The following is a 23,066-nucleotide window of genomic DNA, read 5'->3' as shown; positions in this document are numbered from 1 at the left end:
ATATGCAGGACGATTTTGATTATAAGTCCGCTTATGAGCGAGAAAAATTAAAGAGTGCAGATCTGGCTGAAAGACTTGCTGAAGTCGAGGACAAGAATCAGGAGCTTCAGTTTAAGCTGGACAGGATTAAAAATAATCCTATTTGGAAGGCAAGTACACCAGCAAGAAATGCAATGCACTTTGTGATAAGACAAAGAGACCGTCTGAGAAACCAGGGGTCACTTAGAGGCGTTATAGCCAAGATCAAGTACAAGCAGATTGAAAAAAAAGCCATGACTCATTATGGAACAGAGAGTTTTCCAAGTGATGAGACGAGAAAAGCTCAGGAGAGCACGGCTTTCGAAAAAGAGCCACTTATCTCCATACTAGTACCTTTGTACAACACTCCTGAGAAGTTTTTAAGGGACATGATAGAGTCTGTTTTGTACCAGACCTATGGTAACTTCCAGCTGTGCCTTGCAGACGGCTCTGACAGTGAGCATGTTGAGCTTGTAAGGTCTATAGTTGATGAGTATAAGGCCAAGGATAAAGAGGCTTTAAAGAGCCTTGATCGTTTTAAAGACAGGACCAGGGGTCTTCAGGACGGCTCAAGGATTTCTTATATGAAACTTGAAAAGAATGAGGGAATTGCCGGAAACACTAATCACTGCCTGGAAATGGCAGAGGGCGAGTACATAGGTCTTTTTGACCATGATGATATCCTTCATCCAGAGGCTCTGTATTGGTATGTTAAGGCTATAAATGAGGAAGATGCTGATTATATCTACTGTGATGAGACAACCTTTAAGGGTGATGATATCAACAAGATGATAACCATGCACTTTAAGCCTGATTATGCTATTGATAATCTTAGAGCCAACAACTATATCTGCCACTTTAGCGTGTTTAAGAGAACTCTTTTAGATGGAACAGAGCTCTTTAGGACTAAGTTTGATGGAAGCCAGGATCACGATATGATCCTTCGACTCACTGACAGAGCACAGCACATAGTCCATGTTCCAAAGCTTTTGTACTACTGGAGAAGTCATGCAGGAAGCGTAGCATCCAGTATCAGTGCCAAGCCTTATGCAATTGAGGCAGCAAAAGGAGCTGTGGCAGATCATTTAAGACGCCATGGCTATGACCACTTCAAGATCACAAGTACGAGGGCTTTTGAGACAATCTTTAAGATTACTTATGAAGTTATTGGAACTCCCAAGATTTCTATAGTGATCCCTAACTGCGAGCACGCAGAGGACTTAAAGCGCTGCATAGATTCTATTTTTGAGAAGTCAGTTTATGACAACTATGAGATCATTGTTGTGGAAAACGGCAGCACTGGAGCAGAAATCAAGGGCTACTATGAAGAACTTAAAAACGGTGCCTTAAAAGACATAGTCAAGGTAGTTGATTTTTACGAGAACGGAGCTCACCTTAACGCAGATGGCAGCAAGCCTTCATTTAACTATTCTGCGGTAGTGAACTACGGAGTAGAATGCTCAAGCGGTGAGTACATAGTTCTTTTGAACAATGATACACAGGTTATTACTGTAAACTGGATGGAAGAGCTTCTTATGTATGCTCAGAGAGATGATGTTGGAGCCGTTGGCGGCAAGCTTTATTTCCCTGACAGAAAGATCCAGCATGCAGGCGTTGTTCTAAAGCTTGGAGCCCACAGAACTGCCGGTCATTCACATTATGGCCAGGCTGGCATGAACCTTGGATATATGGGAAGGCTGTGCTATGCTCAGGATGTGAGCGCAGTTACAGGTGCCTGCCTTATGGTGAGCCGCAAAAAGTATGATGAAGTTGGCGGCTTTGATGAGACCTTTGAAGTAAGTCTCAATGATGTGGATTTCTGCTTAAAGCTTCGCGAAAAAGGGTACCTTAATGTATTTACTCCTTTTGCAGAGCTGTTCCATTATGAGTCTCTTTCAAGAGGACTTGATCTTGAGGGCAAGAATGCACAGCGTTATGAGAAAGAGTCAGAGCATTTCCGCACAAAGTGGAAGGAAGTGCTTGATAAAGGTGATCCTTACTACAACCCGAACTTCTCACTGGATAGAAGTGATTTCAGCTTAAATGTTGAGGGCTATTCCAGCTTGAGAACGCAGTAAATGTATAAAATATGTTATAATTCAAAATGTATAAGGTTTTTAACCGAGCACGAGGAGGATAATAATTATGAGTGATGCTCAGAAACAGCTTGAATACTGGCTTAATGATTCTTATTTTGATGACGAGACCAAACAGGAACTTATGGCCATCAGAAATGATGAGGCAGAGGTTGAGGACAGGTTCTACAGAGAGCTTGAGTTTGGTACAGGCGGTCTTCGTGGCGTTATAGGAGCTGGTACTAATAGAATGAACAAGTACGTGGTTCGTAAGGCTACACAGGGACTTGCCAACTATATCAAGAAGAACGGCGGACCAGATGCTGCCAAGAAGGGCGTTGCTATTTCATATGACTGTAGAAGATTTTCACCAGAGTTTGCCGATGAGACAGCTCTTTGCCTTGCAGCTAACGGAATCGAGGCTTATGTAAGTGATATTCTTCGTCCTACTCCAGAGCTTTCTTTTGCTCTTAGAGAGTTTGGATGTATTGCAGGTGTAATGGTAACTGCTTCCCACAATCCACCAGAGTACAATGGATACAAGGTATACTGGCAGGATGGTGCGCAGATCACACCACCTCACGACACAGGAATTATTTCAGAGGTAGTTGCTATCACTGATTACCATGAGGTTAAGACAATGTCCAAGGAAGATGCTATTGCCCAGGGGCTCTATGTATCTTTTGGTCAGGAAATTGATGACAAGTACATGGTTGAACTTAAGAAGCAGATCATTCATCAGGATGTTATCGATGAGATGGCTGAGAAGTTCACTATCGTATATTCTCCATTCCACGGCACAGGTAACCTTCCTGTAAGACGAGTTCTCAAGGAGCTTGGTTTCAAGAATGTATTTGTTGTTCCAGAGCAGGAACTTCCAGATCCAGACTTTACTACACTAGCTTACCCTAACCCAGAGGATCCTAAGGCCTTCGAGCTTGCACTCAAGCTGGCAAAAGAGAAGGATGCAGACATTGTACTTGCAACTGACCCTGATGCTGACAGACTTGGAATCTATGCCAAAGATACAAAGACAGGCGAGTATGTGGCATTTACAGGAAATATGTCCGGAATGCTCATTGGAGATTATATTTTAAGAGAGAGACAGGCAACTGGCACAATGCCAGCTAATCCTGCTTTCGTAACAACTATCGTTACAACTAATATGGCCAAGGCTGTTGCCAAGAAGTATGGCCTTCATTATATCGAGGTTCTTACTGGATTTAAGTATATCGGTGAGCAGATCAAGCTCTTTGAAGAGAATGGTCAGTCATACAATTATGTATTTGGTCTTGAAGAGTCTTATGGATGTCTTGCAGGAACTCACGCAAGAGACAAGGATGCTGTAGTTGCAGTTATGATGCTGTGCGAGCTTGCAGCCTTCTACAAGAAGCAGGGCAAGAGCGTATGGGATGCAATGATCGATATGTATGAGGAGTATGGCTACTACAAGGAAGGCCAGTACTCTATCACAATGAAGGGTAAAGAGGGCGCTGAGCAGATCGCAGCTCTTATGGATAAGCTTCGTAAGAATCCTCCTAAGGAGTTCGGAAGATGGACTGTAGAGGAGTTCAGAGATTACAAGACAGGCAAGACTCTTGATATGGCATCTGGCAAAGAGGGTCAGACAGGTCTTCCAACCTCTAACGTTCTTTACTTTGCTCTCAATGATGATGCATGGTGCTGCGCAAGACCTTCAGGAACAGAGCCCAAGATCAAGTTCTACATGGGAGTAAAGGGCAAAGATCTAGCAGATGCAGAAAAGCTTCAGAATGAACTTACAGATGCTGTAAAGGCTGTTATAGGCTAATCTTTATTTGAAAAGGGTATTATGGGAATAATAAATGCGGTCCGTAAGACAATTGCATATCAGAAACGCAATGGTACAAGGGCCGCATTTTTTGCAGCCCTTGAACGTGTTTCAGATAAAATAAAAAATAAATATGAGTTTGTGCCCTGCAATGAGGCTGCTCTAAACGAGCAGAGGGAAGAGTATAAACTCCTTGCAAAAGCGGGGAACTGTGCGATGTTTAGCATTGTGGTTCCTCTTTTTAATACTCCGGAAAAGTACTTAAAGGAAATGATCGAGTCGGTGATAAATCAGACCTACGGTGACTGGGAGCTTATTTTAGCAGATGCTTCTCCAAAGCCCCTTGATCTTGCCAGGGAGTATGGGGAAAAGGATCCCAGGATCAAGTATTATCACCTTGATAAAAATGCTGGGATTTCAGAGAATACCAATAAAGGTATTGAGAAGGCAACCGGGGATTACATAGGTCTTTTGGACCATGATGATTTCCTAACTCCTGATGCGCTCTATGAGGTTTCAAGAGTAATCAGAAAGAGCATGAAACAGAATAAACTGTCAGTTTATAGAAGTTGTCCTGTGAGACTTATTTATTCTGATGAAGATAAATATGATGATAGTAAGGGCAAGTATGTGGAACCCCATATAAAGCCAGCCTTTAACATGGATCTACTCTTATCCAATAACTATATCTGCCATTTTACTGTTATGAGAGCTGATGTCATTAGAAGACTCAAGCTGCGCGGAGATTATGACGGGGCTCAGGATTTTGACCTGTTTTTAAGGGCCTGTGCTGAGGCAACTCTTGAGATGCCTGCTGCTTCCGGACAGATAGCTCACATTGGAAAGATCTTGTATCACTGGAGGTGCCATAGCGCTTCTACAGCGGCCAATCCTGCCAGCAAGACTTATGCCTATGAGGCGGGCAAAAAGGCACTTCTTGATCTGTGCAACAGATACAGGATCAAGTCTGAGGTTGAGCCTCTTCCTCATCTTGGATTTTACAGGATAAATTATGTTCCCAATATTTTTTCCTGTAGAAGTGATGTGGGCTGCGTTGGAGGCAAGATCCTTAATAAAAAGGGGAGAATTGCAGGCGGCGCTTATACTAAGGACAAAAGCCTTATGTATGCAGGACTTCCTGAAGGGTATAGCGGCGGCTTACAGCACAGAGCGTCTCTGCAGCAGGATTGCTATGCTGTGGATGTTAGATGTATAGCCGTGAGAGAGGATCTTATTCCTGTTTATGAACAGATAACAGGGGTAAAATATGAGAATTCATATATCTGTGCTCTGGACGGGACTCTTGATGGCAAGGTAAGTACTGGGGATGGACTTAGTTCTTTTACTCCGGATGCTATTGTGGAGATGAGTATCAGATTCGGGGAAGAAATGAAAAGAAGAGGCCTTAGGGTGGTATGGGATCCCAAGGCCGTTAAAAGGGTGAAATAATGAAGAAAGTTGGAGTTATCATCCCTAATTACAATGGGAAAAAATATCTCACTGACTGTCTTAAAAGCCTTCAGAAGCAGAGCTACAGGGATATGGAAATAATTCTTGTGGATAATGGCTCGAGCGATGGGAGTATAGAGCTTGTCAAAAGAGATTTTCCAAACGTTAGGATTGTGAGCCTGCCTGAAAATACAGGCTTTGCAAATGCGGTAAATGTGGGTATCAAGGCTACAAATGCGGAATATGTATTTCTTTTAAATAATGATACCATCTGCGATGTGGGCGTTATTGAGGCTCTTGGGACGGTTCTTGACCATAAGCCTGGGGTGTTCAGTGTTCAGGCCAAGATGCTCCAAGTAAAGGAGCCGCATAATATTGATGATGCAGGCGATTATTACTGTGCTCTTGGATGGGCTTTTTCACCTTCCAAGGATAAACCACAAGAGCGCTACTCCAGAAGGGCCTGCATTACCAGTGCCTGTGCAGGTGCAGCCATGTATAGAAGAGAAGTATTTGAGAAAATTGGCTATTTTGACGAGGCACATTTTTGCTACCTTGAGGATGTGGACATTGGATACAGGGCAAGGCTCTTTGGGTACGTTAATGTTTGCGAGCCTCTGGCTATTGTATATCATGTTGGCAGCGCCTCTAGCGGTTCGAGGCACAATGCATTTAAGGTTGAACTAACTGCCGCCAATAATTTATACTTTATCTATAAAAATATGAATATACTGCAGATAATTATTAACCTTCCATTATTTGTGGCAGGTGTTATAATTAAGCATGTTTTTTATCTTAGAAAAGGGTTGGGGAGAGCTCACATAAAGGGGCTTTCAAAAGGTTTTTCCAAGATTATAAAAAATTACGATAAAAGAGTTACCTTTGGCGCAAGGCAGTTTGCTTACAGCATTCTGATGCAGTTTGAGCTGTGGATAAATCTGATAAAGAGGATTGTCTGACGGCGCGCTGGTAGCTTGGAGCATATAGATGATCAAAGACAACCAGACACATTTGAATAGGGCCCATGTAGTAGTGGACGGGCTGATTGTAGCCGGTTCCTACATGTTGTCCTATTATATCAAGTTTGAATCATTCCTCGGCGATAGAAATCCAGGTGGCCGTCTTTCAATGGAGACCTACTTTTCTGCGCTTTATTTTCTGGTGCCTGGATATCTTTTCCTTTATTACATGGTAAATCTATACACATCAAGGCGTGCACTCAAGCTTTGGGATGAGTTTATCGACATTGTTCAGGCCAATGCAATTGGTGTTTTGAGCTTTTTGGTTTTCCTGTTCATGTTCAAGCAAAACGACTTCTCCCGAACCATGATCGCTATGTTTGCTGTGATAAATGTGATTTTTACCACGGTTGCGCATGGACTTCTCAGGCAGCTTTTAAGGTACATCAGGAAAAAAGGCTACAATATCAAGCATATTCTGCTGGTGGGATATTCAAGAGCTGCGGAAGGTTATATCAGCAGGATACAGGAAAATCCACAGTGGGGCTATGATGTTGCAGGTATTTTGGATGACTATGTGCCTATTGATACCAGCTATCACGGAGTCAAGGTTGTTGGAACTATAGATCAGCTTGGAGATTACCTGTCTGTGGGAAGTTATGATGAGATTACGATCACTCTTCCTCTTGATTATTATGATATACTAGAGGAACTTGTGGCTCAGTGCGAGAAATCAGGTGTTCATACCAAGTTCATTCCGGATTATCAGTCTCTTTTCCCAAGTAATCCATATACAGAGGATGTACAGGGACTTCCTGTTATTAACATTAGATATGTTCCTCTTACTAATTCCTTTAACAGGATTGCAAAGAGACTTGTGGATATCGTGGGATCTTTGATTGCTATAATTCTCTTTTCGCCAATTATGATCGCTGCGGCACTGGCGGTTAAGTTTAGCAGTAAGGGACCTATCATCTATAAGCAGGAGAGAATTGGCCTTGGCGGTGAGCCCTTTATGATGTACAAATTCAGAACTATGAGGGTTCAGACAGAGGCTGAGGAAAAGAAAGGCTGGACAACCAAAAATGACCCACGAGTTACCAAGGTTGGAGGCTTCCTTAGAAAGACAAGTATTGATGAGATGCCCCAGTTTTTTAACATTCTCTTTGGAAAGATGAGCCTTGTGGGGCCAAGGCCTGAGAGACCTCAGTTTGTTGAGAAGTTCAAGGAGCAGATTCCAAGATATATGGTCAAGCATCAGGTAAGGCCAGGGCTTACAGGATGGGCACAGATAAACGGTTACAGAGGTGATACTTCTATCAGGAAAAGAATTGACTATGACATCTACTACATAGAAAACTGGTCAATGCTCTTTGACATAAAGATCATTCTGGGAACCATCAGATATGGCTTTGTCAATAAAAATGCATATTAATATTCGTTGCGTTATTTCAATAGTTGTGGCAAAATGTAAGGTGGTGTGAAATTTCACGCCACCTTTATTATTGCAATTATGTTGGGAGGTTATATATATGGGAAACCGTGACGACGAATATTACGAGAGAGATAATAGAAGGTCATCACAGAGAAGTTCAAGAGATGACAGATACAGAGATGATAGAAGACGTGACAGGTACGAGGATGATTATGACTACGATGAGAGACCAGTTCGTAGGAGATCATCTGAGAGTTATGAGAGAAGCGCTGCTGCTTCACGTGGCGGATCACGTTCAGGAGCTGGCTCCAGGAGTGGAGCAAGACCTTCTGGAAGCCGCCCATCAGGTAGCAGACAGGGCAGCAGATCTGGTAATGGCGGATCAAGAGGTGGCAAGAAGAAAAAGAATCAGACACTTGGAATTGTTCTTGTTATCTCAGAGATTTTAGTTGCCTGCGTTCTTTTATTTGCTGCTTATCAGGTATTCTTCAAGGTTGATGTTACCAAGGTAGGTAAGGTCAACATGAATGAGGAAGTTATTAACAACAGTATCAACGAGGGCGTTGCTGATAACCAGGAGATGAAGGGCTATACCAACATCGCACTGTTTGGTGTTGACTCCCGTGAGGGCGAGCTTACCAAGAAGACAAGAACAGATACAATTATCATTGCATCTATCAATAACTCCAATGGAGAAGTTAAGCTTTGCTCAGTTTACCGTGATACATATCTTAACCTTAGTAATGACGAGTACACTAAGTGTAACGCGGCTTATCGTGAAGGTGGTCCAGAGCAGGCTATTTCAATGCTTAACATGAATCTTGATATGGATATTGAGGACTTTATCACTATCGGATTCAGAGGACTTACAGATGTTGTTGATGCTCTTGGCGGTGTTCCTATCGAGGTAACAGATGCTGAGATTTCTCACCTTAACAACTACCAGGCTACTATGGCGCAGGAACTTAAGCTCAACTACACACCTGTTCAGAGCGCAGGCCTTCAGACACTTAATGGCCTTCAGGCAACAGCTTACTGCCGTATCAGATACACTGCTGGAGATGACTTTAAGAGAGCTGAGAGACAGAGAACAGTTCTTATGGCTTGTCTTGAGAAGGCAAAGGGCATGAGCTATTCACAGCTTGAGACAGTTGCCAACAAGGCGTTTGGTGAGACTTATACATCACTTGACCTGGAGGAGATCTTTGCTCTTCTTAAGAATATTGCTAATTACGAAGTAGTAGATAACAATGGATTCCCAGAGGAATCAATGCGTGCAACAGGTACAATTGGTAAGAAGGGAAGCTGCGTAGTTGCAGTTGATCTTGAATCAAATGTAAAGTGGTTGCATCAGTTCCTGTTTGAGGATTCTGAATATACAGTATCTGAGGATGTTAAGAAGTACAGCGATAAGATCAAGTCTGATACAAGCTCTTATTTGAATTAAGAGTCGTGTCGTTATTTCTTATTGGGACATTTTTTGATAAAATTATAGGGGCAGGGTTTATTGCAACCCATGCCCCTTTTCGTTACAATACTTAATTTTTTGCGAGGAATTTATGAATACTGTAGATGTCATTATACCCACCTACAAACCAGATATATCACTTTTTAGATTGATTGATGACCTGGAGAGACAGTCTATAAGACCTGAACATATTATTATCATGAACACTGAGGAGCACTATTGGGATGAACTGATTAAATCCAGTAGAGAGAACCCTCTGGAGAAATTTGACAATATAATTGTAAGACATGTAACCAAGAGTGAATTTGATCATGGAGAGACCAGAAATCAGGGAGTAGCTCTTTCTACAGCAGAATTCTTTTTGATGATGACGCAGGATGCATTTCCCAAGGACAAGATGCTTATAGCAAGTCTTGCTAAGGCTCTTGATAGCGATGTTGCGGCAGCTTATGCAAGACAGTACCCCAAGACGGACTGCAATCTTGCTGAGAGATACAGCAGGAAATTCAACTACCCAAATGAGCCTATGAAGAAGACTCAGAAGGATGTTGAGAAACTTGGTATCAAGACTTATTTTTGCTCAAATGTCTGTGCTATGTACAGGCGGGACATTTATGACAGGATTGGGGGCTTTACTCACAAGACTATCTTTAATGAGGATATGGTTTATGCCGGAAATGCCTGCAAGAAGGGTTATGCAATATGCTATGTTCCAGAGGCTGGAGTTATTCATTCCCACAACTATACCTGTATGCAGCAGTTCCATCGAAACTTTGATCTTGGCGTATCCCAGACTGATCATCAGGAAATCTTTGGCGGAATCAGCTCTGAGTCAGAGGGCAAGAAGATGGTCAGACAGACAATTCAGCACTTTAGACATATCGGTAAGTCCTATCTCATTCCTCACTATATTGTAATGTGTGGATGCAGATTTTTGGGCTACAAGCTAGGCAGGAACTACAAGAAGCTTCCAAAGAGCTTTGTCAGGGCTTTTTCAATGAACAAGGAGTATTGGGCAGAAACTGTTTGATGATTCATTTCGTCGCTGGATAGGAGACTAATATGGAATTAGATCTTGCTGGAAGTAACATCAGAATTTCTGATGATATTAAGACCTGGGAGGAAGTTAACCTCCTTTATAATTCTGCTCTCAAGCAGATCACAACTAAGATAGAGATTCTCAATGAAGAGTTTCAGGAGGTGCACAGGTATAATCCTATCGAGCACACTAAGGCAAGGCTCAAGGCTCCTGAGAGTATTGTCAAGAAACTTAAGAGAAACGGTTATGAATCTACAATCGAGAACATGGTCCGTTACGTCAACGATATTGCTGGCGTCAGGATCATCTGTTCTTTTACTTCTGATATCTACAAGATTGCTGAAATGATCAGCAATCAGAAGGATATCCAGGTCCTTACAGTCAAGGACTACATCATGAACCCCAAACCAAGTGGATATAGGAGCTATCACATGATAGTATCGCTTCCTGTCTATCTTTCTGACAGGATTGTTAATGTTAAGGTGGAAATACAGATACGTACTGTTGCTATGGATTTCTGGGCTTCTCTTGAGCATAAGATACAGTATAAGTTTGAGGGGAAAGCGCCAACGCATATTAATTCAGAACTTCATGAATGTGCCAAGATGGTGGCAGATCTGGATGCGAGAATGTTGTCTCTTAATGAGGAGATTCTGGCGATTAGTGAAGAAAAAGTGTGAAAAATGAGGAGTGGGTAGATACGGTCGCCCGCACCTACCCTATTATGAAAAAATCTATCTTTCGTTTGTCAGTTGCCGTATTCCTTACGGCTATGTAAATACTATACAATGCAATTATTAACAAATTATGAACAACTAATGAACAGATAGTAAAATGCGACAATAAAAATCTTTTTACAAAGTCAAACTTGTTAAAAGTGCATAATAAATGTATGATTGTGTTGTTTGATATTCTTTAATTGTTGGGAGGAAGTACAGTGGAAAACTTTATGAACAAGCTTGCTGAGAAGTTTAGCTCACAGGATATCATCAGGGCCAATTCACAGGCTGAGGCTGCAGAGAATGCCAGGATAAAGCAGGAAGCAGAGCAGTATAAAGCTCAGCTCGAAGAGATGAAACGCACGTCGGAGGAATATAGAGCAATTCTTGAGGAAATGCGCAGCGATGCAGGGGACTACAAGGATCAGCTTCAGGAGATGAAGGAAGAGACCAGACAGTACAAGGAAAAGCTTGAGGAAAATCAGACAAAGATCCACGACGTTGGAGTTCAGGTATATAGAAACGTCCAGGCAGTGATAGAGAAGAGCCAGGACAGAAATAAAGAGGAAATAAAAGATATACAAAACAGACTTGAAACTCTTCAGGTTTCTGTTGAGACCAAGAATAGCGCTCTGTTACCTCTTTCTATTATTACTATACTGCTTGTAATTGTAGATTTAGTATTTAATATTCTTCGTTTTCTTGGTATTATCTAAAGGTACGACTATTTTTAGGAAGTAATTTTATTTATGATTTTTAGAAATACAGTTTTTAGAAATAAGATCAAAATATGGTTTTTGCATTCCACTCTGGTGGTTATAGTGGCTTGGATATTATTTATGCCAAGCTTTGTTAAATATCAGAAGGGCGGCAATAATATTTTTAGGGTTGTATTAAATGGTGTTGATGTTGGAACGGTGGAGTCCAGGGATGATGCCTATGAGGCACTCAGAATGGCCAGGAAATCTATATCCAACAGCACAGATGAACTTACACTTGCTAATGCCAATCTTGATGTAGAGGGACAGAACGTACTCTGGGGTACGGTTCAGTCCCCTTCTGTTGTGGCCTCTAATATGGAGACTGTTTTAAATGACAGCAAGAAGAGCACACTTAATAGAGCGTATTCAATCAAGATCAATGAGTTTTCTGTTAATCTTGCCAGCATCGATGAAGTTATGAAACTTCTTGAGACAGCTCTTTCTAACTATGACACAGAAGATCAGTATGATGTGAGTCTTGTACTAGACCCAGGTCGTGAAGTTAACGTCCTTACTACAAATGTTCAGAGTAAGGAAGAGGTAAAAAGAGAAGAAGAGATAGCCCAGACAAGTATGCCTGAGTCAGGTTTTTTTGCAACTATCTCTGAAATTGTTAATGAAGCAACTCCTCTGGCTTATGACAAGGACTTTAGCGATTACAAGCTTGGCCTTATGTCCATAGATTTTGAAGATAAGGTTGAGATTGTTGAGAGTTATCTGCCAGATGATGAGCTTACACCTCTTTCAGAAGCTATAGATGAAGTTACCAAGGATAAAGAGACCAATCAGATCTATGAGGTTAAATCAGGAGATACCCTTAGTTCAATTGCTCTTGAGTATGGACTTACTGTTCAGGATCTTATAGATATGAACGAATCTCTTGAGGATGAGTTTACCAGAATAAGAACCGAGGATGAGCTTATAGTTACTGTCCCTGAGCCTGAGCTTTCTGTTGCGTATACAGTTGAAGAGTATTACGAGGAAGATTATGAGGCTGAGATACAGTATGTTGATAACAACAGCTGGTATACAACACAGTCCAAGGTCCTACAGGAGCCATCAGCTGGCCATCGTAAGGTTGTTGCTCTGATAAGCTATACAGACAAGAGTGAAAATGGCAGAGAGATAGAAAAAGAGGAAGTGACTTACCCTGCAGTTCCCAAGATTGTAGAGAGAGGAACTATTGTACCACCTACTTATATAAAGCCAATTTCTGGTGGAAGACTTACTTCTGGATTTGGAAGAAGAAGTGCACCTAAAAAGGGAGCTTCTACTTACCACAAGGGAGTTGACTGGGCAACACCAGTAGGAACCGCTGTTATGGCATCTTCTTCGGGAACAGTTACAAGAGCCGGATGGGGAAGCGGATACGGTTATTGTGTTTATATCAAGCATGCAGATGGAAGGGAAACAAGATATGGACACCTTTCCAAGGTACTTGTTTCTACAGGACAGAAGGTATCACAGGGACAGAAGATTGCACTTTCAGGTAATACCGGTGTTTCTACTGGACCACATCTTCACTTTGAGATTCTTATCAATGGCTCTCAGGTGAACCCTCTTAATTATTTGAATTAAAGCGTAATAAGTTGTATGCTTTTAAGAGGTAGTTTTACAAAGTTGTATGTTTGTGATATAAATATTATTTGTTTGTTTTAAGAAGATTGTACACGCAACAGAGAGGTTGCTCATGGAAAAATATGTAATAAAGGGCGGAAATCCCCTTGTAGGAGAGGTCGAGATTGGCGGTGCCAAGAATGCTGCACTGGCTATTTTGGCCGCTGCTATCATGTCAGATGAGACCGTCTATATAGATAATGTGCCAGATGAATCAGATACAAATGCAATGCTCCAGGCTATCAGAAGTTCAGGAGCCTTTGTTGAGAAGACTGGCAGACATTCAGTCAAGATAAATGCTTCGCAGATAAAAGATTATATTTTTGATAACGATGATATTAAGAAAATAAGAGCTTCTTATTACCTTTTGGGAGCACTTCTTGGTAAATACAAACAAGCTGGAGTAGTTCTTCCAGGAGGCTGTAGCATAGGCCTTAGACCTATTGACCAGCATATCAAGGGCTTTACTGCGCTTGGTGCTAAGGTCAACATTGGACACGGCATAATAGATGCCCGCGCCGATGCACTTGTTGGAAGCCATATTTATCTAGATGTTGTGAGCGTAGGAGCTACTATCAATATCATGATGGCTGCATCGATGGCAGAAGGTAAGACCATAATAGAGAATGCTGCCAAGGAGCCTCACGTAGTTGACTTTGCTAACTTCCTTAATAGTATGGGAGCTAATATCAAGGGCGCTGGAACTGATGTTATCAGGATCAAGGGCGTTGAGAGACTTCATGGAACGGAGTATACGATCATTCCAGATCAGATTGAGGCTGGAACATTCATGCTCGCAGCCGCTGCTACCAAGGGTGACATTACTGTCAAGAACGTTATCCCCAAGCATTTGGAATCAATAAGTGCCAAGCTTATTGAGATGGGATGTCAGATCCATGAGTCTGACGATGCGGTTAGAGTAGTAGCTACCAGAAGACTTCAGAACACACATGTCAAGACCCTTCCATATCCAGGATATCCTACGGATATGCAGCCACAGATTACAGTAGCTTTGGGACTTGCCAGTGGAATCAGTATTGTAACAGAGAGCATTTTTGAAAATAGATTCAAGTATGTAGATGAGCTTACCAGAATGGGAGCCAGCATCAAGGTTGAGGGTAGCACTGCTATCATAGAGGGTGTGGACAAGTATACCGGTGCTACTGTTTCTGCTCCTGATCTTCGTGCAGGTGCTGCGCTTGTAATTGCAGCTCTTACTGCAGAGGGGTATTCTACAGTAGAGGATATCAAGTATATTGAGCGAGGTTATGAGGATTTTGATCAGAAGATCCGCGACCTTGGAGGACAGATTGAGAAGGTGGACTCCGACAGAGATATCCAGAAGTTTAAGATGAAACATGCTTGATAAAAAGAAAAATTAAATTTTATGCAATTAGTATTGACAACAGTATACATAGAAGTCTAATATAAGTTTTAGAAAAGAGATTCTTCGGGGCAGGGTGTAAATCCCAACCGGCGGTATAGTCCGCGACCCGCTTAGGCGGCTGATTTGGTGCAATTCCAAAACCGACAGTATAGTCTGGATGAGAGAAGAATGAGAAAAGGTTTTATGGATTAATAGCCCCAGGTCTTGTTTTTGACTTGGAGCTTTTTCTTTTGCCCAAAAATAATGGTGCGAGAACCCAATCTCTCAGTTTTATCAACCCGATGTGAAAAGGAGAGAAAAACATGAACGAGACACAGACATTATTAGACACAGTAAGAAACAACTGGACAACCTTCCTGGCATTGGTGCTTTTGATCGTAGGCGCTATTGCAATTACTATCGTTGCTGAGAAGATTGCCAGCAAGAAGGAAAAAGAGCTCACAGGACATGCAGAAGGACTTTTAAGCGTCAGAAAGATTGCCATAACTGGTGTGTTTTCAGCTATTGCATTTGTTCTTATGTTCCTTGAGTTTCCACTTTTCTTTGCGCCAGGCTTTTATAAGTTTGACTTTAGTGATATTCCAGCTCTTATAGGCGGATTTGCTGCTGGGCCCCTTGTAGGCGTAATGATTGAGTTTATAAAGGTTGCTCTCAACATCCTTCTTCAGGGAACAACATCCGGATTTGTAGGTGAGATTGCAAACTTTGTTGTAGGAGCTGCATTTATTCTGCCTTCAACAATCATCTACAGATTTAAGAAAACAAGAAAAGCTGCCCTTATCAGCTGCTTTGTTGGAACTGCTTGTATTTCACTTGTAGGAGCACTTCTTAATGCATTTTTCCTTCTTCCTGCTTATGCAATCATGTTCGGAAGCGGAATTGATGCTTTTGTACAGATGGGAGCTGCAATCAATCCTGCAATCACAAATGTAACTACATTCTGCCTCTTTGCAGTTGCTCCATTTAACCTTGTTAAGGGACTTGCTGATTCGGCAATCACATTCCTTGTATACAAGCAGCTTAGCCCAATTCTTAAGGCTGACCAGATGGCAGTACCCAAAAAGAAAGTTGTTGAGGCATAAATATTTTCAAAACTAAATAAGTTTAGAGATGGCGCCCTTTTTTGGAGGGGCGCCATTTTTATGATATACTACAAGAGAGAGATTTTGTTTTTTGCGAGGTTTTTATGGATATTGTTACAAAGCATGAGACGTTTAGCGCTCAGGAAACCTTTGAAATTGGTCGTAGAATTGGAGAAAATGCTCAGCCTGGAATGGTGTATACTCTTGTGGGTGATCTTGGAGTTGGTAAAACGGTGCTTACCCAGGGAGTAGCAAGAGGCCTGGGAATAGAAGGGCCTGTCAGCAGTCCTACATTCACTATTTTGCAGGTGTATGATGAAGGCCGAATCCCCTTTTACCATTTTGATGTGTACAGGATCGGCGATGTGAGCGAAATGGACGAGATTGGGTATGAGGACTATTTCTATGGAGATGGAATCTGCTTTGTGGAGTGGGCTAATCTTATAGAGGAGCTTTTGCCTGAGCATTACACAGAGATAGTCATTGAAAAGAATCTTGAAAAAGGTTTTGATTATCGTCTGATCACTATGACCAAGAAATAAATTAATTAGATAAAGAGTAGATTATGAAGATATTAGGAATTGACACATCAGGACTGGTGGGAGCTGTGGCTATTGCTGACGGCGATATGCTTGTCTCCCAGTTTTCAGTTCAATATAAAACAACACATTCTGAGATTTTAATGCCAATGCTTGAGGACATTTGCAAGAAGATACATCTTGATCTGTCCAGTATTGATGCTATAGCTGTGGCTAAGGGCCCTGGCTCTTTTACGGGGCTTCGTATCGGAAGTGCCACAGCCAAGGGACTTGCCCTTGCTCTTGATAAACCGATAATACCGATTCCTACAGTGGATGCCATTGCGTATAACCTGTATGGAGTAGAAAAGATAATATGCCCTATGATGGATGCTAAGAGAAAGCAGGTGTACACAGGTCTTTATACCTTTGTGCCCAATACGCCAGAAGGCAAGAGCCTTGAGAGAACCTTTGACATGCAGGTGATCCATGAGCAGTTTGCAACATCCATCGAGGATATTGCTACAAGGATCAATGAGCTTGGTAAGCCAGTGGTTCTTTTAGGAGATGGAGTTCCAGCTTATCATGATGAGATTGAGGAACTTTTGAAGGTTCCGTTTTCTATTGCACCTATGCACCAGAACAGGCAGAGTGGAGCAGCGCTTTGCGCTCTTGCTATGCAGTATGCTAAAGAGGGCAGGATGGTCTCTTCTGACGAATTTGCACCTGAGTATCTAAGGCTATCCCAGGCTGAAAGGGAAGCCAGGGAAAAAGGCACTGGTGAGACTACAGATAGGGAGAAGAGAAAGCTTGAATCCCGTAAAACTCCTGGAATTGTCAGAATCAGGCAGATGACAGCTGAGGATATTACAGATGCAGCTCTTTTGGAAAAAGAGAATCTTGGAAAAGAGGCCTGGACTCAGAACCAGCTTGCTACAGCTCTTACAAGGGATGATACGATTTATCTTGTGGCTGAGAAAGCCGGAAGGATTGTTGGCATGTGCGGTGTTCAGAATATTTCTGGAGACGGCGAGGTTACCAATGTGTCTGTAGCAGGAGATTGCAGAGGCGAGGGCATTGGCTACAAGATGATGAAGCAGCTCCTTGAGAGAGGTCGTGGTATCGGAATCAAGGACTATACTTTGGAAGTCAGGGCTGGCAATGAACATGCTATAAAGCTCTACGAGAGGCTTGGCTTTGTGTCTGAGGGGTTAAGACCAGGTTTTTATGATGAACCCAAGGAAGATGCTGCCATCTACTGGAAATGTAGACAGGAAGAGTAATATTTAGTTTTTTACAGAGGAATAAGGAATTTATGATAGATGTATGTTTACTTGGAACTGGCGGAATGATGCCACTTCCTAACCGTTTTCTCACATCTCTTATGGTGAGATACAACGGAAAGTGCGTACTCATCGATTGTGGTGAGGCTACGCAGATCGCTATGAAAAAGAAGGGCATTAGCTCTAAACCAATTGATGTTATTTGCTTCACGCATTTTCACGCAGATCACGTTTCAGGTCTTCCGGGAATGCTGCTGACTATGGGAAATGCAGAGAGGACGGAACCTCTTTTGATCGTTGGGCCAAAGGGGGTTGAGAGAGTTGTAAATGCGCTTAGGACTATAGCTCCGGAACTTCCTTTCGAAATAAGATTCAAGGAACTTACCACCGAGGAAGATACCTTTGAAATTGATGGAATGCCGGGCTTTAGTATTACGGCATTTAAGGTTAATCATAATATTACCTGTTATGGCTATAGTATGAGCCTTAAGAGACAGGGCAAGTTTAATGTAGAGGCTGCAACTGCCGCAGGAATTGAAAGGCAGTATTGGAACAGCCTGCAAAAGGGTGAGACTATCACTCTTGAGGATGGCAGGGTATTTACGCCAGATATGGTGCTGGGGGCCGATAGAAAGGGCATCAAGCTGACTTATACCACTGACACAAGACCTACGGATAGTATTGTTCGAAATGCGGCAGATTCAGATCTTTTTATCTGTGAAGGAATGTATGGCGAGCCAGACAAACAGGCCAAGGCCAGAGAGTACAAGCATATGACTTTCTATGAGGCAGCCAGAATGGCAAGGGATGCCAAGGTAAAAGAAATGTGGCTTACCCACTACAGCCCATCTCTGGTCAATCCTGCTGAATATCTTCCGGAGGCTAAGAAGATCTTTTCAAAGACTATTGCAGCCAAGGACGGACGTAGCGTAGAACTTCGCTTTGAGGAATGACGTGTAATAACAGTATTGTTAACTGATGCGCAGGGATGACCTGCCAGAAAAGAGGGGAAATGGAAAACAGTACAAAGTCTGCACTTATCAAATCAGTAGTTTTGGTTTTGCTTGGAGCTATTTTTATTCTGGGAATCTATTTTGTCCTGACTAGGGGAAAACATGTCGATAATAGTGAGAACTACAAGCTTACAGTGGTTGATGAGATCACAACTACTAACTTGGACAAAAATTATCCCGCTGACCCTAGAATGGTGGTTGAGTTTTATTGCAAGATCATGCAGACAATGTATAAAGAGACATATTCAGATGAACAGGCAGATCAGATGATAAATGTTTTATCTGGTATCATGGACAGTGAACTTCTTGATAATCAGGTCAATTTCAACAAGTCCATCAAGGATGAAGTTACTCAGAGAAAAAAAGATGATTATTCTATGTCAGTATATCAGGTGCAGCGTATAGGCATGGAAGGAAAGTTAGACGGTAGAAATGCGTGCACAGTTGACTGCTATATTTATTTAAGGCAGGGAACAGCTGGAATTCCAGCGATATATCAGTTTTTATTAAGACAGGATGGCGATGGCAGGTGGAAAATCCTGGGTTGGCAGACTAAAGAGGGATAATAATGAAGATAGATAAAAATGTTGAAGATGACGGTGTCATCTTTATGTCAATAAAGGACGGCAATTCCGATGCTGTCAAGGACTCAGGAGATGTGCTTATTCTTGCTATAGAGAGCTCCTGTGATGAAACTGCAGCTGCAGTTGTCAAAAACGGAAGAGAGGTTCTTTCAAATATTATTTCGTCTCAGATTGCACTGCATACTATTTACGGCGGTGTTGTTCCTGAGATTGCATCCAGAAAGCATGTTGAGAAGATGAATGGGTGTATCAGGGCAGCTCTTTCAGAAGCCCATCTTACACTTAAAGATATTGATGCTGTTGCAGTAACCTACGGCCCTGGTCTTGTAGGAGCTCTTTTAGTGGGAGTATCTGAGGCAAAGGCTATTTCTTTTGCCACAGGTAAGCCTCTTATTGGTGTGCATCATATTGAGGGCCATATCAGCGCTAATTTTATTGAAAATAAGGATCTTGAGCCGCCTTTTGTATGTCTTGTTGTTTCCGGCGGCCATTCTCATCTTGTTGTTGTAAAAGATTATGGTGAATACGAGATAATAGGACAGACCAGAGATGATGCGGCAGGGGAGGCCTTTGACAAGGTGGCAAGGGCAATTGGCCTTGGTTATCCGGGAGGCCCCAAGATAGATAAGGCCGCCAGGGAAGGAAATCCTGATGCTTTCACTTTCCCGCAGGCGCAGATTCCAGACGCGGAATACGATTTTTCTTTTAGCGGATTAAAATCATCTGTTCTGAACTATATAAATCAGGCTAAAATGCAGGGACAGGAGCTAGATCAGGCCGATGTAGCTGCTTCTTTCCAAAAGGCAGTTGTGGAGGTTTTGGTATCGCATGCTATCAAGGCCTGCAAGGAATATGGCTACAATAAGCTTGCTATTGCAGGCGGAGTTGCTTCTAACTCTGGACTTAGAGAACTTATGGAAAAAGAGTGCAAGGCAAATAAGATACAGTTCTACAGGCCATCACCAGTTTTGTGCACTGACAATGCTGCTATGATCGGAGCAGCTGCATATTATGAGTACAAAAAAGGCGTGAGATTTGGCCTTGATATGAATGCCGTACCGAATCTGCCACTAGGAGACAGAGAGCGCAAATTCCACGGAAGAGGGAATTGAATGTCTGATCTGAAATGATAAGTATGTGATTGATTCGTTGGAGGTTTTGTATGAAAACTGTGGCTATTGTACTTGCTGCAGGAAGCGGCAGCAGGATGAATTCTGATGTTAAAAAGCAGTACATGGAGATTGGGGGAAAACCTCTAATTTATTATTCCTTGAAGGCTTTTGAAGAAAGCATAATTGATGATATAGTCCTAGTGGTTTCTCGCGGTGATGTGGATTATGTCAGAAGAGATATTGTGGAAAAGTATGGGTTCGATAAGGTTACAGCAATTGTGGAAGGTGGATTAGCCAGATACCACAGTGTTCGACTTGGCCTGATGGCAGCAGCTCCAGACTGTGAGTATGCCTTTATCCATGATGGCGCAAGGCCTTTTATCACAGACGACATTATCTTAAGGGCATTGCATGCTGTAAAGGAGTATGGCGCTTGTGTTGTTGGTATGCCTGTCAAGGATACTATTAAAATTGCTGACGACAAGGGCTTTGCCGAGAGCACTCCAGACAGGGCTCATACCTGGCTTATTCAGACGCCACAGGTCTTTTCCTACAAGATGATCCTGGAATTGTATCAGCGACTTGACAGAGAAGAGGGAGAACTTATGGCTAGGGGTGTCAACATAACGGATGATGCCATGGTTGTGGAGTATTTTACTGACAAAAAAGTCAAGCTGGTGGAGGGTTCTTATACAAATATAAAAATAACGACGCCAGATGATATTCCCTCTGCAGAGGCTATTTTAAGGAATATGTGATGCTATTTATACCATTTACTAGTACGTTGGGAGATTTAAATTTATGAGCACAGAGATTAAGGTGCTGATGGTGGGGCCTGATAGAGGCGTTCACGGTGGAATATCTGCAGTTGTCAATGAGCTCTATGCTGCGGGATTTGATCAGGAAGTAAGTCTTAAGTACATAGGAACAATGAAAGAGGGCAGCAAACTAAGAAAGCTTTTGGTGGCTGCCTTTGCTTATTGTCGTTTTGTAAAAGAGCTTTCCTGGTGCGACGTTGTGCATATACACTTTTCTTCAGATTCCAGCTTTATGAGGAAGTCCTTTTTTATAAAAAGAGCCAGAAAAAGCGGCAAGAAAATAGTGCTTCATCAGCATGGAGGGGATTTTAAGACCTATTTTAATGAACAGCTAAGTGATGCAAAAAGGGACTATGTCCGGAATATTCTGGACATGGGTGATGTAATGCTGGTTCTGACTAAGGGGTGGAAGGATTTCTTTGGACAGATAACAGATCCGGACAAGATAGAAGTATTTCCAAACAGTATAAGGGTTGCAGATTGCCATGTACAGGGCGAGAAGGACTACAATAAGGTGCTGTTCCTGGGGAGAATATGCCGGGATAAGGGAATTGATGAGCTTTTGGAAGCAATGAAGCAGATATATAGCGTCAATAAGGATGCGCATCTTTATTTAGGCGGAATATATGAGGACTCTGAATATAAAGAAAAAGTGGAAAACTGCAGTGACTTTGTGACTTACCTTGGATGGATAAATGGCGAGGAAAAGAACAAGTACCTTGATGAGTGTGGTGTACTGGTACTTCCGTCATATTATGAAGGATTTCCTGTATCCATAATAGAAGCTCTTTTGCATAAGTGTGTGGTGGCAGCTAGTGCTGTAGGGGGTATTCCTGAAATAATTGATGATGGGATTGATGGTATTTTATTTAAGCCCAAGGATAAGAATGCGGTAAAGAATGCGCTTGAAAAGGCGATGAGTGATAAAGAAAAAGCACTTTCAATGGGAGAAATGGGCCAGAAAAAAGTGGTTGAGAAGTATTCTGTAGAGGCTAATATCAGGAGATTATTGGAAATTTACAAAAAAATTCTGTAAAAGATTTTGGCGATTTTTGGCAAAATGGGAAAAGCTGCAGAATGCATCAACCATGCGGCTTCTGGTGCTATTAATGGTGAAAAAGTGGTTTGAATAAGCGTGAAAGCTCTGCCTAAAATAGCGTAATATTATAAAAACTTTAAAAAAAATAGAAAAAACATGTTGACACTTTAGGTTTGCTTTGTTAATATAAATCTTGCGCTGCGGTGAGCGAAACAAACACTCACACGAAAGCGAATCTTATTTTAATAATAAGACACTCGGAGCGATATCGAAGCGGTCATAACGAGGCGGTCTTGAAAACCGTTTGGCGGCAACGCCACAAGGGTTCGAATCCCTTTCGCTCCGCTTAATTATGAACACGCTGCTATACAGCAATATAATTATTGTTAATCAACTATTTTGCAGAAGTACTCAAGTGGTTGAAGAGACACCCCTGGAAAGGGTGCAGGTCGTTAATAGCGGCGCGAGGGTTCAAATCCCTCCTTCTGCGTTGCCTTATGCAACTAGTAAGGCTCATAATTATAAGCACCTTGACAAATAAACAGTAATGCAACCCTGAAAAATTCTAAGAGAATTTATTCAGAACAAATTAGTAAATAACGGACAGAACAAAAAGCCAAGCTTGAGTTCTGGCCAGATCAAACTTTTAAACGTGAGAGTTCGATCCTGGCTCAGGATGAACGCTGGCGGCGTGCCTAACACATGCAAGTCGAACGGAGATTTAACGCTGATGAGGCTTCGGCGGATTCTTGTTAAATCTTAGTGGCGGACGGGTGAGTAACGCGTGGGCAACCTGCCTCATACTGGGGGATAACAGTTGGAAACGACTGTTAATACCGCATAAGCGCACTAGAGTCGCATGACTCAGTGTGAAAAACTC

19 protein-coding genes, 2 tRNA genes, 1 rRNA gene and 1 riboswitch are annotated in these 23,066 nt (G+C 42.2%); all 22 genes read left to right on the top strand.

The window, feature by feature from the left end; genetic code table 11:
- Window positions 1-2: 2 nt before the first annotated feature.
- Window positions 3-2,096, top strand: a complete 2,094-nt coding sequence (locus BLO53_RS09330; protein WP_092060831.1) for a glycosyltransferase family 2 protein — start codon at window positions 3-5, stop codon at window positions 2,094-2,096.
- Window positions 2,097-2,163: 67 nt separating this feature from the next.
- A complete protein-coding gene (locus BLO53_RS09325) occupies window positions 2,164-3,903 on the top strand; it encodes a phospho-sugar mutase (RefSeq protein WP_092060828.1) in 1,740 nt (579 codons plus the stop codon).
- 21 nt (window positions 3,904-3,924) lie between these two features.
- Window positions 3,925-5,352: a glycosyltransferase family 2 protein gene (locus BLO53_RS09320; RefSeq protein WP_092060826.1), complete on the top strand. Its 1,428-nt coding sequence runs from the start codon at window positions 3,925-3,927 to the stop codon at window positions 5,350-5,352.
- Window positions 5,352-6,311, top strand: coding sequence for a glycosyltransferase family 2 protein (locus BLO53_RS09315; RefSeq protein ID WP_176757228.1), 960 nt, complete (start codon window positions 5,352-5,354; stop codon window positions 6,309-6,311). Before BLO53_RS09320 ends, BLO53_RS09315 begins: the two co-directional genes overlap by 1 nt.
- A gap of 28 nt (window positions 6,312-6,339) precedes the next feature.
- A complete protein-coding gene (locus BLO53_RS09310; RefSeq protein ID WP_092060822.1) occupies window positions 6,340-7,746 on the top strand; it encodes an undecaprenyl-phosphate glucose phosphotransferase in 1,407 nt (468 codons plus the stop codon).
- A 97-nt stretch (window positions 7,747-7,843) separates the two neighbouring features.
- Window positions 7,844-9,193 (top strand): LCP family protein, encoded by a 1,350-nt coding sequence (locus BLO53_RS09305; RefSeq protein WP_092060820.1) that lies wholly within the window; start codon window positions 7,844-7,846, stop codon window positions 9,191-9,193.
- Between the two features lie 112 nt (window positions 9,194-9,305).
- Window positions 9,306-10,244 (top strand): glycosyltransferase family 2 protein, encoded by a 939-nt coding sequence (locus tag BLO53_RS09300; RefSeq protein ID WP_092060818.1) that lies wholly within the window; start codon window positions 9,306-9,308, stop codon window positions 10,242-10,244.
- A 32-nt stretch (window positions 10,245-10,276) separates the two neighbouring features.
- Entirely contained in the window at window positions 10,277-10,933 is a 657-nt protein-coding gene (locus tag BLO53_RS09295) for a GTP pyrophosphokinase (protein ID WP_092060816.1), read from the top strand.
- Between the two features lie 257 nt (window positions 10,934-11,190).
- Window positions 11,191-11,688, top strand: a complete 498-nt coding sequence (locus BLO53_RS09290; protein ID WP_092060814.1) for a hypothetical protein — start codon at window positions 11,191-11,193, stop codon at window positions 11,686-11,688.
- Window positions 11,689-11,721: 33 nt separating this feature from the next.
- Complete coding sequence (locus tag BLO53_RS09285; RefSeq protein ID WP_092060812.1) at window positions 11,722-13,311, top strand: M23 family metallopeptidase; 1,590 nt, start codon at window positions 11,722-11,724, stop codon at window positions 13,309-13,311.
- A 112-nt stretch (window positions 13,312-13,423) separates the two neighbouring features.
- Window positions 13,424-14,716 carry a UDP-N-acetylglucosamine 1-carboxyvinyltransferase gene (locus tag BLO53_RS09280; protein WP_026488748.1) on the top strand — a complete coding sequence of 431 codons (1,293 nt, stop codon included), beginning with the start codon at window positions 13,424-13,426 and terminating at the stop codon, window positions 14,714-14,716.
- A gap of 76 nt (window positions 14,717-14,792) precedes the next feature.
- Window positions 14,793-14,910: riboswitch (FMN riboswitch) on the top strand.
- Between the two features lie 129 nt (window positions 14,911-15,039).
- Window positions 15,040-15,819, top strand: a complete 780-nt coding sequence (locus tag BLO53_RS09275; protein ID WP_092060809.1) for an ECF transporter S component — start codon at window positions 15,040-15,042, stop codon at window positions 15,817-15,819.
- A gap of 104 nt (window positions 15,820-15,923) precedes the next feature.
- Complete coding sequence (tsaE, locus tag BLO53_RS09270; protein ID WP_026488750.1) at window positions 15,924-16,361, top strand: tRNA (adenosine(37)-N6)-threonylcarbamoyltransferase complex ATPase subunit type 1 TsaE; 438 nt, start codon at window positions 15,924-15,926, stop codon at window positions 16,359-16,361.
- 23 nt (window positions 16,362-16,384) lie between these two features.
- Window positions 16,385-17,620, top strand: coding sequence for a tRNA (adenosine(37)-N6)-threonylcarbamoyltransferase complex dimerization subunit type 1 TsaB (gene tsaB, locus BLO53_RS09265; RefSeq protein WP_092060807.1), 1,236 nt, complete (start codon window positions 16,385-16,387; stop codon window positions 17,618-17,620).
- Window positions 17,621-17,652: 32 nt separating this feature from the next.
- A complete protein-coding gene (locus BLO53_RS09260) occupies window positions 17,653-18,573 on the top strand; it encodes a ribonuclease Z (RefSeq protein ID WP_026488752.1) in 921 nt (306 codons plus the stop codon).
- 59 nt (window positions 18,574-18,632) lie between these two features.
- Window positions 18,633-19,199, top strand: a complete 567-nt coding sequence (locus BLO53_RS09255; protein ID WP_092060805.1) for a DUF6715 family protein — start codon at window positions 18,633-18,635, stop codon at window positions 19,197-19,199.
- Window positions 19,200-19,243: 44 nt separating this feature from the next.
- Window positions 19,244-20,329: a tRNA (adenosine(37)-N6)-threonylcarbamoyltransferase complex transferase subunit TsaD gene (gene tsaD, locus BLO53_RS09250; protein ID WP_092060984.1), complete on the top strand. Its 1,086-nt coding sequence runs from the start codon at window positions 19,244-19,246 to the stop codon at window positions 20,327-20,329.
- A gap of 50 nt (window positions 20,330-20,379) precedes the next feature.
- On the top strand, window positions 20,380-21,087 hold the full coding sequence (gene ispD / locus BLO53_RS09245) for a 2-C-methyl-D-erythritol 4-phosphate cytidylyltransferase (RefSeq protein ID WP_092060803.1): 708 nt from the start codon (window positions 20,380-20,382) through the stop codon (window positions 21,085-21,087).
- A 43-nt stretch (window positions 21,088-21,130) separates the two neighbouring features.
- Window positions 21,131-22,183, top strand: a complete 1,053-nt coding sequence (locus tag BLO53_RS09240; RefSeq protein ID WP_092060800.1) for a glycosyltransferase family 4 protein — start codon at window positions 21,131-21,133, stop codon at window positions 22,181-22,183.
- Between the two features lie 262 nt (window positions 22,184-22,445).
- Window positions 22,446-22,531: transfer RNA gene (locus BLO53_RS09235), tRNA-Ser, on the top strand.
- Between the two features lie 56 nt (window positions 22,532-22,587).
- Window positions 22,588-22,676: transfer RNA gene (locus BLO53_RS09230), tRNA-Ser, on the top strand.
- Window positions 22,677-22,834: 158 nt separating this feature from the next.
- Window positions 22,835-23,066: ribosomal RNA gene (locus BLO53_RS09225) — 16S ribosomal RNA — on the top strand; the annotation flags it as partial.

It is taken from the genome of Butyrivibrio sp. INlla14, assembly GCF_900102515.1.
Classification (GTDB): domain Bacteria; phylum Bacillota; class Clostridia; order Lachnospirales; family Lachnospiraceae; genus Butyrivibrio.
This window is presented reverse-complemented; position numbering and strand designations above follow the sequence as displayed.

Coding starts and splice junctions, on each gene's coding strand:
- tsaD (WP_092060984.1), top strand. CDS start 19,244: ATGTCAATAAAGGACGGCAATTCCGATGCTGTCAAGGACTCAGGAGAT.
- BLO53_RS09295 (WP_092060816.1), top strand. CDS start 10,277: ATGGAATTAGATCTTGCTGGAAGTAACATCAGAATTTCTGATGATATT.
- BLO53_RS09240 (WP_092060800.1), top strand. CDS start 21,131: ATGAGCACAGAGATTAAGGTGCTGATGGTGGGGCCTGATAGAGGCGTT.
- BLO53_RS09285 (WP_092060812.1), top strand. CDS start 11,722: ATGATTTTTAGAAATACAGTTTTTAGAAATAAGATCAAAATATGGTTT.
- BLO53_RS09315 (WP_176757228.1), top strand. CDS start 5,352: ATGAAGAAAGTTGGAGTTATCATCCCTAATTACAATGGGAAAAAATAT.
- BLO53_RS09255 (WP_092060805.1), top strand. CDS start 18,633: ATGGAAAACAGTACAAAGTCTGCACTTATCAAATCAGTAGTTTTGGTT.
- BLO53_RS09260 (WP_026488752.1), top strand. CDS start 17,653: ATGATAGATGTATGTTTACTTGGAACTGGCGGAATGATGCCACTTCCT.
- BLO53_RS09280 (WP_026488748.1), top strand. CDS start 13,424: ATGGAAAAATATGTAATAAAGGGCGGAAATCCCCTTGTAGGAGAGGTC.
- BLO53_RS09330 (WP_092060831.1), top strand. CDS start 3: ATGCAGGACGATTTTGATTATAAGTCCGCTTATGAGCGAGAAAAATTA.
- tsaB (WP_092060807.1), top strand. CDS start 16,385: ATGAAGATATTAGGAATTGACACATCAGGACTGGTGGGAGCTGTGGCT.
- BLO53_RS09320 (WP_092060826.1), top strand. CDS start 3,925: ATGGGAATAATAAATGCGGTCCGTAAGACAATTGCATATCAGAAACGC.
- BLO53_RS09310 (WP_092060822.1), top strand. CDS start 6,340: ATGATCAAAGACAACCAGACACATTTGAATAGGGCCCATGTAGTAGTG.
- BLO53_RS09325 (WP_092060828.1), top strand. CDS start 2,164: ATGAGTGATGCTCAGAAACAGCTTGAATACTGGCTTAATGATTCTTAT.
- BLO53_RS09305 (WP_092060820.1), top strand. CDS start 7,844: ATGGGAAACCGTGACGACGAATATTACGAGAGAGATAATAGAAGGTCA.
- BLO53_RS09300 (WP_092060818.1), top strand. CDS start 9,306: ATGAATACTGTAGATGTCATTATACCCACCTACAAACCAGATATATCA.
- BLO53_RS09275 (WP_092060809.1), top strand. CDS start 15,040: ATGAACGAGACACAGACATTATTAGACACAGTAAGAAACAACTGGACA.
- ispD (WP_092060803.1), top strand. CDS start 20,380: ATGAAAACTGTGGCTATTGTACTTGCTGCAGGAAGCGGCAGCAGGATG.
- tsaE (WP_026488750.1), top strand. CDS start 15,924: ATGGATATTGTTACAAAGCATGAGACGTTTAGCGCTCAGGAAACCTTT.